The following is a 15,676-nucleotide window of genomic DNA, read 5'->3' as shown; positions in this document are numbered from 1 at the left end:
CGGGACGGAACCCGCGACGGACACCGGGCCGGTGCGACTGCCGATCACCGAGTCGCAGAAGGGGCTGCTGGTCGTCAACGAACGCTCGCCCGGCCGCGCCGTCTACAACCAGCTCGTCCGCTTCGACATCGACCCGTCGATCCCCGACGAGACGATCGAACGCGCGCTGGCCACGGTGGTCGCCGTCCAGCCGGCGATGCGCCAGGTCTTCGGGCTGCTCCCGGAGATGCACGCGCGGCTCACCCCGCCGCCGGGTCCGGAGGACTTCCCGCTCGAACGGGTCACGGCTCGGCTGCGCGACTTCGAGGAGGCCGTCGGCGCGGCGCAGCGGCGGATCGGCCGACCCGAGTTCGACCTGGCCAACGGCCCCGCGTACCGCTTCGCCGTCGTCCGCTGCGTCGACGAGCCCCGGGTGGCCGTCATCCTCTGCGACCACCACATCATCCTCGACGGCGTGTCGATGGGGCCCCTGGTGCGGGACCTCCAGGAGGCACTGTCCGGCCGCCTCGCCGGGGCGGAGGTCGAGCAGCGGCGCGCCGCCCGCGAGAAGGCCTTCGTCAAGGAGCTGGCGGCGCAGAACCGCACCGCCACCTCCGACCGCGTCGTCGACCGGTCCCGGGAGTGGGCGGCCCGGTTGCGGGAGGTCCCGCCCCTGGTGCTGGCCCCCCTGCCCGGCCGCGCCGCGCAGACGGAGTTCACCGGCGACCGGGTCAGCTGGTACCTGAGCGCGGCCGAGACGGCCGCGCTGTCGGAGACCTGCCGGCGGCTGGAGATCTCCCCCTTCGTCTTCTTCTCCGGCATCTACGGCACCGTGCTGGCCCGGCACGGCAACGTGTCCAGCGTCCTGGTCGGCAGCCCGTTCATGGCCCGCCGCACGATCGGCGCCTTCGACCTGGGCGGCTTCTTCGTCAACACGCTGCCGGTCACCGTCGACGTGGAGTGGAGCCGCACCGTCGACGAGCATCTCGGCAAGGTGGTCCGGGAGTCCATCGACTTCTGCCGCGCGAACGTCGACGTCACCTTCAACCGGCTCGTCGCCGACGTACGGCCCGACCGATCCAGCAACCGCAACCCGCTGTTCTCGGCGATGCTCGCCATGCAGGACACCTTCACACCCGAACCGGGCGGGGCCGTGCTGCGGGTCCTGGAGCCCGGCAACGGCACCGCCAAGTTCGACCTCTGGCTGGGCGCCACCCCCGTCGACGGCCGCTGGCTGCTCGAACTCGAGTACGACCGGCAGCTCATCGCACCCGTCGTCGCCGACGGGCTGCTCACCTCGCTGCGCGACGCCGTACGCGGAACGGTCCGGGACGGCTCGCAACGGCTCGGTGACCTCTTCGCCGACGCCTCCGCCACGGCCAGCGTCCGCTCCGACGGCTGGACCAGCCCGCTGACCGGCGACACGCCGTGGGACTGGGTGACGGCGGCGGCCCGGCAGCGACCCGACGCCCCCGCGATCGAGGACCCGACCCGCCGGCTCGACTACCGCCAGTTGCTGGCCGAGGCCGAGCGGATCAGCGCCGGGCTCGCCGCGCACGGCGTGGGCCCCCGGGCCGTGGTGGGCCTCGCCGCGACGACGCTCTGCGACACGGTGACCGCCATCCTGGCCATCCTCCGCCGGGGCGCGGCGTACCTCCCCCTGGATCCGGGCCTGCCCGCCGAGCGGCTGGAGTACATGGTCCGGCGGGCCGGCTGCGAGTTCGTCGTCGGCGAGGCCCTGGTGCCCGACGTGCCCACGGTCGCGGTGGCGGACCTGGCCGCCACGACGGAGCCGGTGCCCGACCCGCTGGCCGATCCCGACGCCCCGATCTACGTGATGTACACGTCGGGCTCCACCGGGCAGCCCAAGGGCGTCCAGATGGGACACCGCCCCCTGGCCAACCTCACCAGCTGGCAGATCGCGGCCCTCGGCATGGACGCCGAGACCCGCTTCCTCCAGTACGCCCCGCTCGGCTTCGACGTCTCCTTCCAGGAGATCCTGCCGACCCTGGCGGCGGGCGGGACGGTGGTCTCCCGCGAGCCGGCCGACCGGCGGATGTTCACCGCCGTCCTCAGCCGGATCGCCAGGACCGAGGTGACCCACGTCTACCTGCCGGTCGCGGCGCTGCGCCCCCTGGTGCAGACCGCCGCGAGCCGGGGCACCCGGTTGCCCGCGCTGCGCTACCTGTGCGTCTCCGGCGAGCAGCTCATCGTCGACGACGAGATCCGCGACTTCTTCCTCGCCCACCCGCACTGCACCCTGGTCAACCTGTACGGCCCCACCGAGACCCACGCGGTCACCTCGCACCGGCTGTCGTACCGGGACGCGGTGTGGCCGACCCACGTGCCGATCGGCCAGCCGTACCCGCGGGTGAGCGCGTACGTGGTCGACGCCACCGGCCACCTCGCCCCGCCCGGCGTCGCCGGCGAGCTGCTCCTGGGCGGGGACTGCCCCGCCGACGGCTACATCAACGACCCGGAGATCACGGCCGAACGGTTCGTGCCCGACCGGTTCTCCGGTGCGCCCGACGCGACCATGTACCGCACCGGGGACCTCGTGGTCCGCGACGACCGGGGCGACCTGGTCTTCCTGGGCCGGATGGACACCCAGGTCAAGATCCGGGGGTACCGGATCGAGCTGGGCGAGATCGAGGCGGTCGCGAACCAGGTCGACGGCGTCCGACAGTCGGTGGCCGTGGTCCGGGGCTCCGGGTCCGACCGGGAACTCGGGCTGTTCGTCCGTCCCGACGCGGACTCGACCGTCGACCCGGAACAGGTCCGCCAACGGCTGACCACGGCGCTGCCGGTCTACATGCGTCCCCTGTGGATCTTCCCGGTCGACCGGGTCCCGACCACGCCGACCGGCAAGACCGACCGCGACGCCCTGCTGCGGCTCGCCGACGAGCTGCTGGTCGAGCAGCAGAGCGCCGACACCGCCGAGGTCGCGTACGCCGACGACCTGGAGCGGGAGCTGGCCGGGCTGTGGGGCGGGGTGCTCGACGTCGAGGGCATCCGGCCGGACCGCCCGCTCATCGAGTACGGCGCACACTCGCTGAACATCTTCACCACCCTCGCCGAGGTGCAGGAGCGCTACGGGGTGGCGGTGCCGCTTGTCGACTTCTTCGCCGCGCCCACCGTGGCCACCCTGGCGGGGCTCGTCCGCGCGGGGCGGGGCGGCGACGATGCGGCGGTGACGCCGTGACGACCAGGCTGCCCGGCCGGCTGGTCCCCCTGCTGCGGCGGGGCGCCCGACCGGCGTGCGTACTGCTGCCGGGCGCCGGCGGCGGGCTGCACCCCTACCTGCGGCTCGCCGCGGCCATCGGCAAGACCCACAACGTCGCGGCGGTACGCGCGGCCGGCCTGCTGCCCGACGAGGAGCCGGAACTCAGCATCGCCGAGATGGCCGACGCGGCGGCGCAGGCGCTGGACGCGGACGGCACGGTCCCGGCGGCCGTCCTCGGCTGGTCCCTCGGCGGCTCGGTCGCCTGGGAGCTGTGCGTCCGGCTGGCCGAGCGGGGGCACCTGCCCGACCTGGTGCTGGTGGACGCGACGCCGCTGCCGCGCCGCGCCACGGCCGAGGAGGACGCCCGGGTCCGCGAGACCGTCGTCGGGATGCTCGGGCCGCGCCCCGCCCCGGCGACCGTCGAGCGGGTCCGGCGGGTCTTCGACACCCAGGTCGCCGCCCTCGCCGACTACCGGGCCGAACGGTCGTACGCCGGCCGGGTGCTGATGCTGATGTGCACCGACGAGGAGTTCGGGTTCCGCGCCGAGGCCGAGGCCCGGTGGCGGGAACTGGCGCCGGAGCTGAGCGCCGGGCGGCTCGACGCGGGGCACTTCGACGTCTTCGACCCCGAGCGCCTGCCGCAGCTCGTCGACGAGGTGACGCCGTTCCTCGGCCGCGCCTCCGGTGCGGTGCTGCGATGAGCCCGCTCGCGGTCGTCAGCGGCGGCACCCGGGGCATCGGGCTCACCTTCAGCCGCCGGCTGGTCAAGCTGGGGCACCGGGTGGTCGCGCCGTACCGGGGTGACGCCGCCGCGGCGGCGTCGGCGGCGGCCGAGCTCGGCGCCGCGTTCCACCCGGTCCGGCTCGACGTCGGCGACGCCGACGCGGTCAACGCCGCCGTGGAGACGGTCCTCGCGGAGCACGGCCCGCCGACCGTGCTGGTCAACAACGCGGGCATCAACATCGACCGGCCGTTCCTGGAGATGTCGACCGAGGACTGGCGGCGGGTGCTCGACACCAACCTCTCCGGCGTCTTCCACCTCACCCGGGCGTTCGCGCCCGCGATGCTGGCGGCCGGGCACGACGGCGTGATCGTCAACGTGGGGGCCACCACCGGCATCCGCCCCCGCCGCAACGGCGTGAACTACTGCGCCAGCAAGGCCGGCCTGCTCCAGCTCACCAAGTGCCTGGCGCTGGAGCTGGCGCCCCGGATCAGGGTCAACTGCCTGATCCCGGGCATGACCGAGACCGACGAGCTGGTGACCCGGTTCCGGCTGGACGACCCGGCCGCCCGGGCGGCGGTGGTCGCGGAGATCCCCCGGGGCCGCATCGGCACCACCGAGGAGATCGCCGACGCCCTGGAGTTCCTCGTCGGGCCGGCGAGTGGATACCTGACCGGGCAGAAGCTGATCGTGGACGGTGGGCAGTTCATGTGGTGACCGATGTGGACGAGATCCTGGACGGCGCGACGCGGGCCCGGGCCGAGCTGCCCCCGCCCGGCGACGTGCGCTACGACCGGTACTGCGCGGCGCTCGCCGACCGGCTCGCCGCCGGCTGGGCCGACGTCCTGGCGGCGAACGCCACCGACGTGGCCCGGGGCACCGAGGCGGGCCTCGGCCCCGAACTGGTGGACCGCCTGGCGCTCGGCAAGCGCCACCTCGACGCGCTGGTCGACCTGATCGCGCGGACCCGTGCGGCGCTGCCGGCGGTGACCGCGCCGAGCGCCGGACACCGGGCCGGCAACGGCGCCACCGTACGCCGGCTGCCCAAGCCGCTCGGCGTGGTTCTGATGATCTTCGAGGCGCGGCCGACGGTGACGGTCGAGGGCGCCCTGCTCCCGGTGGCGGTCGGCAACGTGGCCGTCCTGCGCGGCGGGTCGGAGATCGCGGCCACCAACCGGGCCCTCGCCGTCGTCGTCGGGCAGGCGCTGGCGGACGCGGGGCTGCCCGCCGGCACCGTACGGATCGTCACCGACCCCGACCGCCGGCTGGTGCGGGCCCTGCTGAAGCGGCACGACGCGGTCGACGTGCTGATCCCCCGGGGCAGCCCGACGCTGATCGACTACTGCCTGACCAGCTCCACCATCCCGGTTATCGCCAGCGGCGGCGGGGTCAACCACCTCTACGTCGACCGCAGCGCCGACCTGGAACTGGCCGCCCGGATCGCGCTCGACAGCAAGCTGGGCGAGCCCACCGCGTGCAACACGCTCGAACTGGTGCTGGCCCACGCCGACGTGGCCGAGGAGCTGACCCGGGCCCTGCTGCGGGCCGGCGCCGGGCTGACCGAGCCGTGGCTGCTGCGGGTCGACCCCCGGCTGACCGCCGCCGTGCCCGCCGGGGCGCCGGTGGCCGAGCTGACCGCCGCCGACGACGGCCGCGAGTTCCTGGAACGCGCGGTCGGCATCCGGCCCGTCGCCGGCCTCGACGAGGCGGCGGCCCACATCCGCCGCTTCGGTTCCCGGCACACCGAGGGCGTGGTGGCCACCGACCCGACGGTCGTGGACGGGTTCCTGGCCAGGGTGGACGCCGCCGCGCTGGTGGTCAACGGCTCCCTGCGCCTGCACGACGGTCCGACGATGGCGCTGGGGCCGGAGCTGTCCATCAGCACGGGCCGGCTGCACGTACGCGGGCCCGTCGACCTGTCCGCCCTGCTGACCTGGAGCTGGGTCGTCGACGCCGGGGGCAGGCTGCGCGGCGACGGGACGGAGGCGGCATGACGGACCGGTCCCTGATCAACGAGGCGGTGAAACGGCTGGTCGTACGCGAGTCCCGGCTCGCGGTCGACCCCGGCACGGTCGACGACCACGAGCCCCTCAACGGCGACCTGCTGCGGGTCAACTCGCTCGGTTTCCTCGGCATGCTCGTCCGGCTGGAGGACGAGCTGGACGTGACGCTGCCGGACGACATCTTCGCCGGGCGGGTCTTCACGACCGTCGCGGACCTGGTCGACGTCGTCGCCGACGTGGTGAAGGAGGAGTCGTGACCGAGACGCCCCGGGCCTGGCGCAGCGTCCTGCCGCACCTCGGCTACGAACTGCCCGCGGACGTGACGCCGGAGGACACCGACGGCCCGGTGACCGCCACCCTGCCCCTGGAGCTGATCCGGCAGAGCGTGTCGGCCCGGGAGTTCTGGCCGATCCCGGAGCCCGTGGCCGAGCGCTACCGGGCCTACCGGCCGGCGCCGCTGTGGCGGGCCCGCCGCTTCGAGGCCGAGATCGGGGCCACCGTCCCGATCTACGTCAAGTACGAGGGCGGGAACATCTCCGGCAGCCACAAGTTCAACACCGCCCTGGCGCAGGCCCACTACTACCACCGGGCGGGCTTCCGGGAGCTGGTCACCGGCACCGGCGCCGGGCAGTGGGGCAGCGCCCTCGCCGCCGCCTGCGCCGCGTTCGGCATGGCCTGCACCGTCTTCATGGTCGGCGGGAGCCTGCGCGACAAGCCGTACCGGGGCAGCCTGATGCGGCTCTACGGCGCGGAGCTGCACGCCAGTCCCAGCCCGCTGACCGGGGTGGGACGCGCCGCCGCCGAGCAGCCGGGGCAGGGCAACAGCCTCGCGCTGGCCATCGGCGAGGCCGTCGAGTACGCCCGGGCGGATCCCAAGCGGGCGTTCTGCATCGGCAGCGGCGAGACGTACAGCATCCTGCACCAGTCGGTGATCGGCCTGGAGGCGATCGACCAGCTCGCCGCCGTCGACGCCCCCGTGGACGCGGTGATCGGCTGCGTGGGCGCCGGCAGCAACTTCGGCGGCCTGGCCCTGCCGTTCTTCGCCGCCTGGCGGGCCGGCGAGCTGGACGTGCCCGCCGACCTGATCGCGGTCGAGTCCAGCGCCACCCCGAAGCTGACCCGTGGGGTGTACGCCTACGACCACACCGACTCCACCGGCACCGGCCCGATGGAGCCGATGTACACGATCGGCAGCGGGTACGCGATCCCCGCGTCGCACTCGGCCGGGCTGCGCTTCCACGGCGCGGCGAAGCTGATCTCCGCCATGCGGCACCGGGAGCAGATCTCGGCGCTGGCGGTGGGCCAGCGGGAGGCGCTGACCGCCGGCCGGACGTTCGCCCTGACCGAGCTGGTGCTGCCCGCGCCGGAGTCGGGTCACGCGCTGGCCGCCGCCGCCCGCGTGGCGACCGGGCGGGAGTCCGGGCACCCGGCGCGGCACGGGGTGCTGGTCTGCGTCAGCGGGCACGGCCTGCTCGACCTGGCCGCGTACGACAAGCTCCTCGCCGGTCTGCCCGAGGACCGGCCGGCCGACGCGGACGCGTTGCGGGCGGCGACGGCGTCGCTCCGCGCGGTCCACGAGATCTGAAGGGCGTGACATGGTCGCTGTGCCTGCGGTGCCGACGCGCCGCCGGGAGTGGACGCCGGTGCTGACCGGTCTCCGCGCCGACGTGCTGGACTGCGTACAGGTGAACCTGGCCGCGCTGGCCGACCGGGCCTACGGGCCCGGGGCGCACCTGGCGCTCGGGGCCACCCTGCGCTTCCACACCGCCGAGGGGCCGGCCGGGACGCCGGCGGTGACCGCGTCGGTGGACCAGCGGCTGGCCGAGGCGGCCGACCTGCTCGGCCTGCGGGTCGCCCGACGCTGGGACGACGTGCCGGGCGCGCGGCTGCGCGAGCTGGTGGCGGAGCACTCGCCGCTCTACGTGGTCGCCGACACGTTCACCATGAGCTGGCTGCCGTACGCCGGAAACCAGCACATGGAGCACAGCTTCCTGCTGGTCGACGCCGGTGAGCACTGCGTCGTGGTCGACGGCTACCACAACTCCACCCAGTGGGGTGACGCGCGACCGGGGACGTGGCGGATGTCGGCCGCCGACTTCGACGCGGCGGTGCCCCGCGCGACCGCGATGACCGTCGTCGCCGACGGCACCCCGGTGCTCGACCGGGCGGCGGTGCTGCGGGACAACGCCGCCGCGTTGCGCGCCGAGGCCGACCGGATCGAGGACTACCTGGCGGCCGTCCGGCGGCGGGCGGGCGAGGCGGAGGCGGCGGCCCAACTGGTGCTCGACGTGTGGCTGCTCGGCCGGTCCCGGGCCCTGCACGCCGCCTGGCTGGCCGGCGACCCGGACGCCGCCGACGCGGCACGGGAGGCCGCCGGTCGCGCCGACGCCTGGCTCGCGCTCGCCGGGCAGAGCTACGTGGCGATGCGCCGGGTCCGCCGGGGCGGCGTCTTCCCCGCCCCCGTCCTCGACCAGCTCGCCGGCCTGCTGCGCGACGACGTGGCGCTCGCCGGACGGCTCGCCGACGCCGGGCCGGTGCCACCGCCGAGGGGCGGGCCGGCCGCCGACCCGGGCCGGATCCGCGAGGTGCTGGCCGACGAGGTGCGTGGCGTCCTCGGTGTGGGCCCGGAGGTGCCGGTCGACGGGCGTCCGCTGCGGACGCTGTCGGGCTTCAACTCGTTCCGGCTGGTCGAGGTGATCGAGCGGGCGGAGACCCGGCTGGGGGTGGAGCTGGACCCGGACGACCTCACCGGGACGGCCCTGCACGACCTCGACTCGCTGGGCGCCGTGTTCGAGCGGGCCCGGCCGGCGACGCAGGGGGTGTCGGGCCGGTGAGCGGGCTGCTGCACGAACTGCTGGACCGCACCGCGGCCGCCCGGCCGGACGCACCGGCGATCGCGCGTGGCGACCTGGTCCAGAGCTACGGCGAGCTGGACGCCGCCAGCCGGCGGCTCGCCGGCTGGCTCGCCGGGCGGGGTGTGCGCCGGGGCGAGCGGGTGGTGGTCTGCCTGCCCACCGACCCGCTGCTGCCCGCCCTGCTGTACGCCTGTTCCCGGGCGGGCGCCGTGTTCAGCGTCGTCAACGACCAGTCCCCCGCGATCGCCCTGGCCCACGTGCTGACCGACGCCGAGCCGGCGCTGCTCGTCAGCGACAGCCCCCGGGCGCTCGCCGTGGCCGCCGAGCACGGGGTGCCGGCCGTCGGCTCGGCGGAGCTGCGCCGGATCGTGCGCGACGGCCCGGACGCCGAGCCGGCGGCGGCCCCGCTGGCCGTCGATCCGGTCTGCCTCATCTACACCTCCGGCAGCACCGGCATGCCGAAGGCGGTGGTGTCCACCCACGCGCAGGTGGTCTTCGCCGCCGGGGCCATCGCCGCCCAGCTCGGCTACCGGGCCGACGACGTCGTGTGGTGCGCCCTGCCGCTCTCCTTCGACTACGGCATGTACCAGATCTTCCTCAGCACGCTGGCCGGCGCCCGGCTGCACCTGGCCTCCCCCGCCGACACCGGCCCGACGCTGCCCCGGCACCTGGTGAACAGCGGCGCGACCGTGCTGCCCGCCGTGCCCGCCCTCGCCCGTGGCCTGGCCCGGATGCTGTCCCGCCCGGGCACGGCCGTGCCGGCGCTGCGCCTGCTCACCAACACCGGCGCGGCGATGCCGCCCGAGGTGCTGCGCGACCTGCGCGCCCGCATCCCCACGCTGCGCGTACAGCTGATGTTCGGGCTCACCGAGTGCAAGCGGGCCGCGATCATGCCGGTGGACGAGGACCTGCGCCGGCCCGGCGCCTCCGGGCGGGCCCTGCCCGGCACCGAGATCCTGATCGTGGACGCGGACGGCGCGGCGGTGCCGCCCGGCACCGTCGGCGAGATCGTGGTCCGCGGCCCGCACGTGATGGCCGGCTACTGGCGTCGCCCGGACCTCACCGCGCAGCGCTTCCCCCGCGCCGAGGGGCTCTTCCCCCAGCTACGCACGGGCGACCACGGCTGGCTCGACGCCGACGGCTACCTCTACTTCGTCGGCCGGCGCGACGACATCTACAAGGAACGCGGCATCCGCGTCAGCGTCACCGAGGTCGAGGCGGCGGCGCACCGGATACCGCAGATGCAGGCCGCCGCCGTGCTGCCGCCCCGCGCCGAGGACGGCGGCGACTCGGCCACCCTGTTCGCGGTGACCGAGCTGACCGCGCCGGAGGTGCTCGCCGCGCTGCGCACCGAACTCGACGAGATCAAGACGCCCCGGACCTGCCTGGTCGTGCCGGAGATCCCGCTGACCCGCAACGGCAAGGTCGACCGGGCGGAGCTGTACCGGATGTGGTCGGAGCGCGCCCGTGTCTGAGCTCGCGGAACTCTTCGACCGGCCGGACGCGCCGCAGACCCCGGCGTACCTCTACGACACCGACGAGCTGGCCCGCTCGTACGCCGCGCTGCGGGCCGCCCTGCCCGGGCCCGCCGAGCTGTTCTACTCGCTCAAGGCCAACCCGCACCCGACGGTGGTCGCCGACCTCACCGCCGCGGGGTGCCGGGCGGAGGTCTGCTCCCCCGGCGAGCTGCGCGTCGCGCTGGCGGCCGGCTGCGATCCGGCCGAGGTCCTCTACACCGGCCCCGGCAAGCGGGACGTCGACCTGGTCGAGGCCGTACGGGCCGGGGTGGGGCTCTTCTCCGTCGACTCGCCGTACGGGCTGGACCAGCTCGACCGGGTGGCCCGCGAGCACGACGTCGAGGTCCGCACGCTGGTGCGCATCAACGACGACACCCCGGCCCCCGGGCAGGGGCTCACCATGACCGGCGTCGCCTCGCAGTTCGGCGCGGACGTGCGCTGGGTGCTGGACCGGCCCGAGCTGTTCGGGCCGCGCCGGAACGTGTCCCCGGTCGGGTTCCACCTCTACATGGGCAGCAACGTCGACGGCGAGGACGCCCTGCTCGCCCAGTTCACCCAGTCCGTCGACACCGTACGGCGGCTGGCGGCGGCGACCGGGACGCAGCCGGAGCTGATCGACCTGGGCGGCGGCTTCGGGGCGCCCTTCGCGCGGGCCGGCGACCGACCGGACCTGCCGAAGCTGGCGGACCGGCTGACGGCGTTGCTGGGCGACGCCTTCCCGGGCTGGCCGGAGCGTGGACCGGGGGTGGCCTTCGAGTCCGGCCGGTACCTGGTCGGCACCTGCGGCACGCTCGTCACCCGGGTCCTGGACGTGAAGCGGTCGCAGGGCGCCACCGTGGTGGTGCTGGAGTCGGGCATCCACCACCTCGGCGGGATGTCCGGGCTGCGCCGGCTGCCGCCGATCGTGCCGGACCTGGTCACCGTGGACGCGGCGGCCGGCGCGCCGGTGCCCGGGACCATCGTCACCGGGCCGCTGTGCACGCCGCTGGACACGTGGGCCCGCGCCGCGGCCCTCCCGCCGCTGGTCCCGGGCCAGCTGGTCGCCGTGCCCAACGTGGGCGCGTACGGCCTCTACGCCAGCCTGGTGGCCTTCCTCGCGCATCCCATGCCGGTCGAGGTCACCGTCGCCGGGGGCCGGATCACCGGCGTGACCCGGCTGGAGCTCACCCGGCACACCGTCATCGGCAGCGACAGGGGTTGATCTGACAATGGACGCCGCTTTTCCGGACCTGCTCAAGCCGTTCCTCAAGTACGCGGGAACGCAGCCCATCACCGCCGAGGCCTCGCTCAACGAGCTGGGCCTGGACTCGATGCGCGCGATCGAGCTGCTGTTCACCATCGAGGACACCTACGGCGTGTCCATGCCCGACGAGCTGCTGACCGACAGCACCTTCGCCACCGCCGGCAGCCTGTGGAACACCATCGAGTCGCTGCGGGGGCGGGCGGCGTGAGCACCGCGACCCGCCACGAGGCCGCGCTGGAGCAGGTGCTGGCCGCCACCGCCGCGCACGCGGAGCAGGCCGACGAGGCGGCGGAGTTCCCCGTCGCGGCGCTGGACGCGATGCGGGCCACCGGCCTGCTCGGCCTGCTCGTGCCGGCGGAGCACGGCGGCGGGGGCGGCGGGCTCGGCGACCTCGTCGACGTGACGCTGCGGCTGGCCCGGGTGGACATGTCCGTCGCGTTGATCTTCGCAATGCACTGCCAGCAGGTGGTGGCGGTGGTCCGGCACGCCGACGGGCCCCTCGCCGCGCGGCTCCTGCCGGAGCTCGGCAAGGGCGACGTCTACCTCGCCTCGGTGACCACCGAACGCGGCAAGGGCGGACACCTGCTCAGCTCGGAGTCGACGGTCCGGCAGGACGCCGGGACGTTGACGATCGACCGGGACGCCCCGATCGTGACGGGCGGCCAGCACGCCGACGCGTACCTCATCACCACGCTGGCGCCGGACGCCACCTCGCCCAGCCAGGTCTCCCTGGTGTACGCCCGCCGCGACCAGCTGACCCTGGAGGTGCGCGGCGGCTGGCAGCCGCTCGGGATGCGGGCCACCCAGAGCGTGCCGATGCGGCTGACCGGGCGGGTGCCGGCCGACCAGGTGATCGGCGCACCCGGGAAGTTCCGCGAGATCGTCGCCCCCACCTTCGGGCCGCTGGCACACATCGGCTGGTCGGCGGCGTGGCTCGGCGCGGCGACCGGCGCGCTGTCGCGGATCCTGCACCACATCCGCGACGCCGGCCGGGGCCAGTTCGATCCCTCCTCGGAGCTGCTGCTGACCCGGCTGGCCCGGGTCCGGGGCCGGCTCGACCTGGTCAACGCCCTGCTGCGGCACACCGTCGCCGCCGTGGAGGGCACCCCGGACGTGGCCGACCCGTCGACCCAGCTGCTGGTCAACTCCCTGAAGGTGCACGCCGCCGAGCAGTGCTTCGCCGCCGCCGACGAGATGGTGGAGCTGGTGGGCCTGCGGCACGGCTACCTCAGGTCGTCGCCGCTGTACCTGGAGCGCGTCTTCCGGGACCTCCGCTCGGCCTCGCTGAACTACGCCAACGACCGGCTGCTGCTCGTCAACGGGGCGCTGACACTGCGCGACCGGCAGGTGCACCTTGCCTGAGCTGCGGACGGCACCGACGACGGCCCCCACGGCGCCCGTCCCGGCGGCACCCGATCCCGGCGCCGACGTGGCCGCGCGTACCGAGGCGGCGCTGCGCGGGCTGGCCACCCCCGCCGACGCCCGCGCGGTGTGGCGGGCGCTCGGCGAGCACGGCCTGCTGCGCGACCTCGGGCCGGCCGAGCTGCCGGGGCTGCTCGGCACCCTCGACGCGTACTGCCCGGTCGGGGTGGTGCTGTCGGTCTGCGTCCAGGTCGCCAGCGCGCTGCCCGTCCTGCGCGAACAGGTCGACGCGGAGCCGGCGGACGGGCCGGTGCGGGCCGCGTACCTCGACGCGGTCGCCGGTCGCGCGACGCTCGCGCTGGCCGCGACGGACCGCGACGGCGCCGGCTCCGACCTGATGGAGCTGGGCACGACGGTACGCCTCGACGACCGGTCGCTGGTGCTCGACGGCGGGAAGCGGTGGATCACCAACGCCCGCACCGCCGGCCACGCGCTCGTGCTGGCCCGGCACCGCCCGCAGCGGCACTTCACCAGCTTCGTGTGGGTACTGGTGCCCACGGACGCCCCCGGCGTGCGGGTGTCCGCGACCCGGGGCACCCCGCTGAGCGGCGCCGGCCTGGGCGACCTGCACTTCGACCAGGTGTGCCTGGACCGGTCGTACCTGGTCGGCCGGCCCGGCCGGGGCATGGTCAGCTTCGCCCGGCACATCGCCACGGAACGCTTCGCGGGCGGCGTGTGGGCCGCCGCGATGTGCCGGCGGGTGCTCGCCGACACCCACCGCCGGCTCGTCGAGCGTCCCCTCGGCGACGGCCGGGCCTGGGACAACGCGGCGATCCGGGAGCGGTTCGCCCGGTGCGTGGTGGAGGCCTGGCGGATCGGGGCGGCCTGCGACGCCCACCGGAGAAGCACCGAGCCCCTGGTGACCAGCATGCTGCTGAAGACCTCGGTGGCGCAGGGCCTGGACGTGGTGCTCGGCGAGTGCGCCGCCCTGCTCGGCGCGGAGGCGTACGCCGAGGGCGGGCTGGCGCAGCTGCGGGCCGCCGCCGGCATGTTCGCCACGGCCGGCGGCGCCACCGGCGCGATGCTCGCCGGGATCGCCGAGCACGTGCCGGACCTGCTGCGGGACCGGCCGTGGTGACGGCCCGGCAGCGGACGGCGCTGGCCTGCCGGGCACGGCCGCGCCGGGACCCGACGGGCCGCCACCGGGGCATCGTCCGGCTGCGGCTGGGCGCCCGGGTGCGGGTGGCCGTGGCCGAGCAGCGACTGCTCGCCCACCTTCCGCCGGCCCCGGCGGACCTGGCGACCGTCGGTGACCTCCCCGCCGGCCCGCGCGCCGAACGGCTGGCCGCGCGGGCGCTGCTGCGCCTGCTGCTCGCCGCCGAGCTGGGCCGGGCGGCCGGCGCCACGCCGATCGCCGCCCGCGACGGCGGCCAGCCCCACCTGCCCGAGTGGCCGGGGATCAGCGTCAGCCTGTCCCACGACGCCGGGACGGTGGCCGCCGCGCTCGGCCGGGGCGTGCCGGTCGGCGTCGACGTCCAGGTGCCCGTGCCCGCGCCGCCGGCCCTGCTGCGCCGCTGCTGCGCCCCGGCGGTCCGCGCCGCCCTGGACCGGCTGCCCGCGCCGGCCCGGGACCGCGAGTTCGCCTGGATCTGGACGGTGCAGGAGGCGTGCGTGAAGGCGACCGGCGCGGGCCTCGCCGGCCGGCCCTGGGCCATTCCAGTGCCGGCGGGACGACGGACGGGCCGCTGGGCCGACCTGCGGTGGGTGAGCCTGCGCGGGCACAGCCGGGTGCCGGCGAGCGTGGCGCACGTGGTGGGTACGCGATGACCGCCCCCGACCCCCGCTTCGCCGGGCTGAGCTGCTACACCGCCAACCTGGCCGGCTACCGGGCCGGCGAGTTCGCCGACACCCCCGACCGGTTCGCCGACTCGGTACGCGTCGCGGTGCGCACGGACCTGCCGGAGGGGCAGCTCGCCTTCTCCCACCACCGGGTGCCGCTCGACCGGCTGCCGGACGGCACCCGACTGGCGTGGGCCACCGCTCCGGCCGACGGCATCGTCGAGTCCGTCGACGCGGAGCTGCGGCGCCACGGCCGGGTGCTGGTGGTCACCGACAACGCGGCGCTGCCCTGGTCCCCCTCGACCGGCGGCACGGCCCACGCGCCGCACTGGCTGCTGGTCGACGACCGGCGCGGCGACGACTGGCACGTGGTCGACGGGTTCAGCGGGCTGCTGCCCGCCGGCGAACAGGAGCCGTACGCCGGCTGGCTCGGAACCGCCGGGCTGCTCGCCGCGATGACCCCGCCGCCCGCGTGGCGCCCGGAACAGGACCGGCGCAACGCGCTGGCCTTCGGCTTCTGGATGCCCCCGCCAGCCGGCGGGCACCCGCACTGGCTGGTCCGTACCGGCGCCCCCGGGGACGAGCCGGAGCTGCCCGGCGACTGGCTGCTGGACGAGGACGCGGCCCTGGAGTTCCTCCGCGACCACGTCGTCACGCACCCGGAGGCCGCCGGGGCGCACCTGGACGACCTGTGGGCCGTCGCGCAGCACCGGACGTTCCGGTACCGCCACCTCGGCGACGACGAGGCGGTGCGGGCCTGGGCGGACCTGCCCCGGGCCCTGCGCTTCGCGGTGGAGTCGGCCCGCCGGGGACGCCCCCGGTCCGCGCTGGTGCGGACCACCTTCGACCACCTGCGGCACCTGGAACGAGACCGGTCGACCACCCCAGCGCCGGCGGCGGAACGCCCGCACCGGCAGACCTTGTGAAGGATGTG

The 15,676-nt window shown here is 75.5% G+C and carries 14 protein-coding genes; all 14 read left to right on the top strand.

Annotated features, from left to right (window positions below; translation table 11 throughout):
- Positions 1-31: 31 nt before the first annotated feature.
- The 14 genes from OG989_RS10420 to OG989_RS10355 are packed head-to-tail and all read left to right on the top strand — an operon-like array spanning position 32 to position 15,668.
- On the top strand, positions 32-3,181 hold the full coding sequence (locus tag OG989_RS10420) for a non-ribosomal peptide synthetase (RefSeq protein WP_327030385.1): 3,150 nt from the start codon (positions 32-34) through the stop codon (positions 3,179-3,181).
- Entirely contained in the window at positions 3,178-3,903 is a 726-nt protein-coding gene (locus OG989_RS10415) for an alpha/beta fold hydrolase (RefSeq protein WP_327030384.1), read from the top strand. Before OG989_RS10420 ends, OG989_RS10415 begins: the two co-directional genes overlap by 4 nt.
- Entirely contained in the window at positions 3,900-4,640 is a 741-nt protein-coding gene (locus tag OG989_RS10410) for an SDR family NAD(P)-dependent oxidoreductase (protein WP_327030383.1), read from the top strand. The genes OG989_RS10415 and OG989_RS10410 overlap by 4 nt, the downstream gene beginning before the upstream one ends.
- A complete protein-coding gene (locus OG989_RS10405; RefSeq protein WP_327030382.1) occupies positions 4,637-5,917 on the top strand; it encodes a glutamate-5-semialdehyde dehydrogenase in 1,281 nt (426 codons plus the stop codon). The genes OG989_RS10410 and OG989_RS10405 overlap by 4 nt, the downstream gene beginning before the upstream one ends.
- The gene (locus OG989_RS10400) at positions 5,914-6,183 is read left to right on the top strand and encodes an acyl carrier protein (RefSeq protein ID WP_151453759.1); all 270 of its coding nucleotides are present in this window, start codon (positions 5,914-5,916) and stop codon (positions 6,181-6,183) included. The genes OG989_RS10405 and OG989_RS10400 overlap by 4 nt, the downstream gene beginning before the upstream one ends.
- Positions 6,180-7,511, top strand: a complete 1,332-nt coding sequence (locus OG989_RS10395; RefSeq protein WP_327030381.1) for a TrpB-like pyridoxal phosphate-dependent enzyme — start codon at positions 6,180-6,182, stop codon at positions 7,509-7,511. The genes OG989_RS10400 and OG989_RS10395 overlap by 4 nt, the downstream gene beginning before the upstream one ends.
- Before the next feature lie 10 nt (positions 7,512-7,521).
- Entirely contained in the window at positions 7,522-8,760 is a 1,239-nt protein-coding gene (locus tag OG989_RS10390; protein WP_327030380.1) for a phosphopantetheine-binding protein, read from the top strand.
- The gene (locus tag OG989_RS10385) at positions 8,757-10,256 is read left to right on the top strand and encodes a class I adenylate-forming enzyme family protein (protein ID WP_151453756.1); all 1,500 of its coding nucleotides are present in this window, start codon (positions 8,757-8,759) and stop codon (positions 10,254-10,256) included. The genes OG989_RS10390 and OG989_RS10385 overlap by 4 nt, the downstream gene beginning before the upstream one ends.
- A complete protein-coding gene (locus tag OG989_RS10380) occupies positions 10,249-11,499 on the top strand; it encodes a type III PLP-dependent enzyme (protein ID WP_151453755.1) in 1,251 nt (416 codons plus the stop codon). The genes OG989_RS10385 and OG989_RS10380 overlap by 8 nt, the downstream gene beginning before the upstream one ends.
- 7 nt (positions 11,500-11,506) lie before the next feature.
- Positions 11,507-11,749, top strand: a complete 243-nt coding sequence (locus OG989_RS10375; protein WP_089002193.1) for a phosphopantetheine-binding protein — start codon at positions 11,507-11,509, stop codon at positions 11,747-11,749.
- Positions 11,746-12,903, top strand: a complete 1,158-nt coding sequence (locus OG989_RS10370; protein WP_151453754.1) for an acyl-CoA dehydrogenase family protein — start codon at positions 11,746-11,748, stop codon at positions 12,901-12,903. Before OG989_RS10375 ends, OG989_RS10370 begins: the two co-directional genes overlap by 4 nt.
- 1 nt (position 12,904) lies before the next feature.
- Positions 12,905-14,041, top strand: coding sequence for an acyl-CoA dehydrogenase family protein (locus OG989_RS10365; protein WP_370518920.1), 1,137 nt, complete (start codon positions 12,905-12,907; stop codon positions 14,039-14,041).
- On the top strand, positions 14,035-14,730 hold the full coding sequence (locus tag OG989_RS10360) for a 4'-phosphopantetheinyl transferase family protein (protein ID WP_327030379.1): 696 nt from the start codon (positions 14,035-14,037) through the stop codon (positions 14,728-14,730). The genes OG989_RS10365 and OG989_RS10360 overlap by 7 nt, the downstream gene beginning before the upstream one ends.
- A complete protein-coding gene (locus OG989_RS10355) occupies positions 14,727-15,668 on the top strand; it encodes a hypothetical protein (RefSeq protein ID WP_327030378.1) in 942 nt (313 codons plus the stop codon). Before OG989_RS10360 ends, OG989_RS10355 begins: the two co-directional genes overlap by 4 nt.
- Positions 15,669-15,676: the final 8 nt, after the last annotated feature.

It is taken from the genome of Micromonospora sp. NBC_01740 (genome assembly GCF_035920365.1).
Lineage (GTDB): Bacteria > Actinomycetota > Actinomycetes > Mycobacteriales > Micromonosporaceae > Micromonospora > Micromonospora reichwaldensis.
This window is presented reverse-complemented; position numbering and strand designations above follow the sequence as displayed.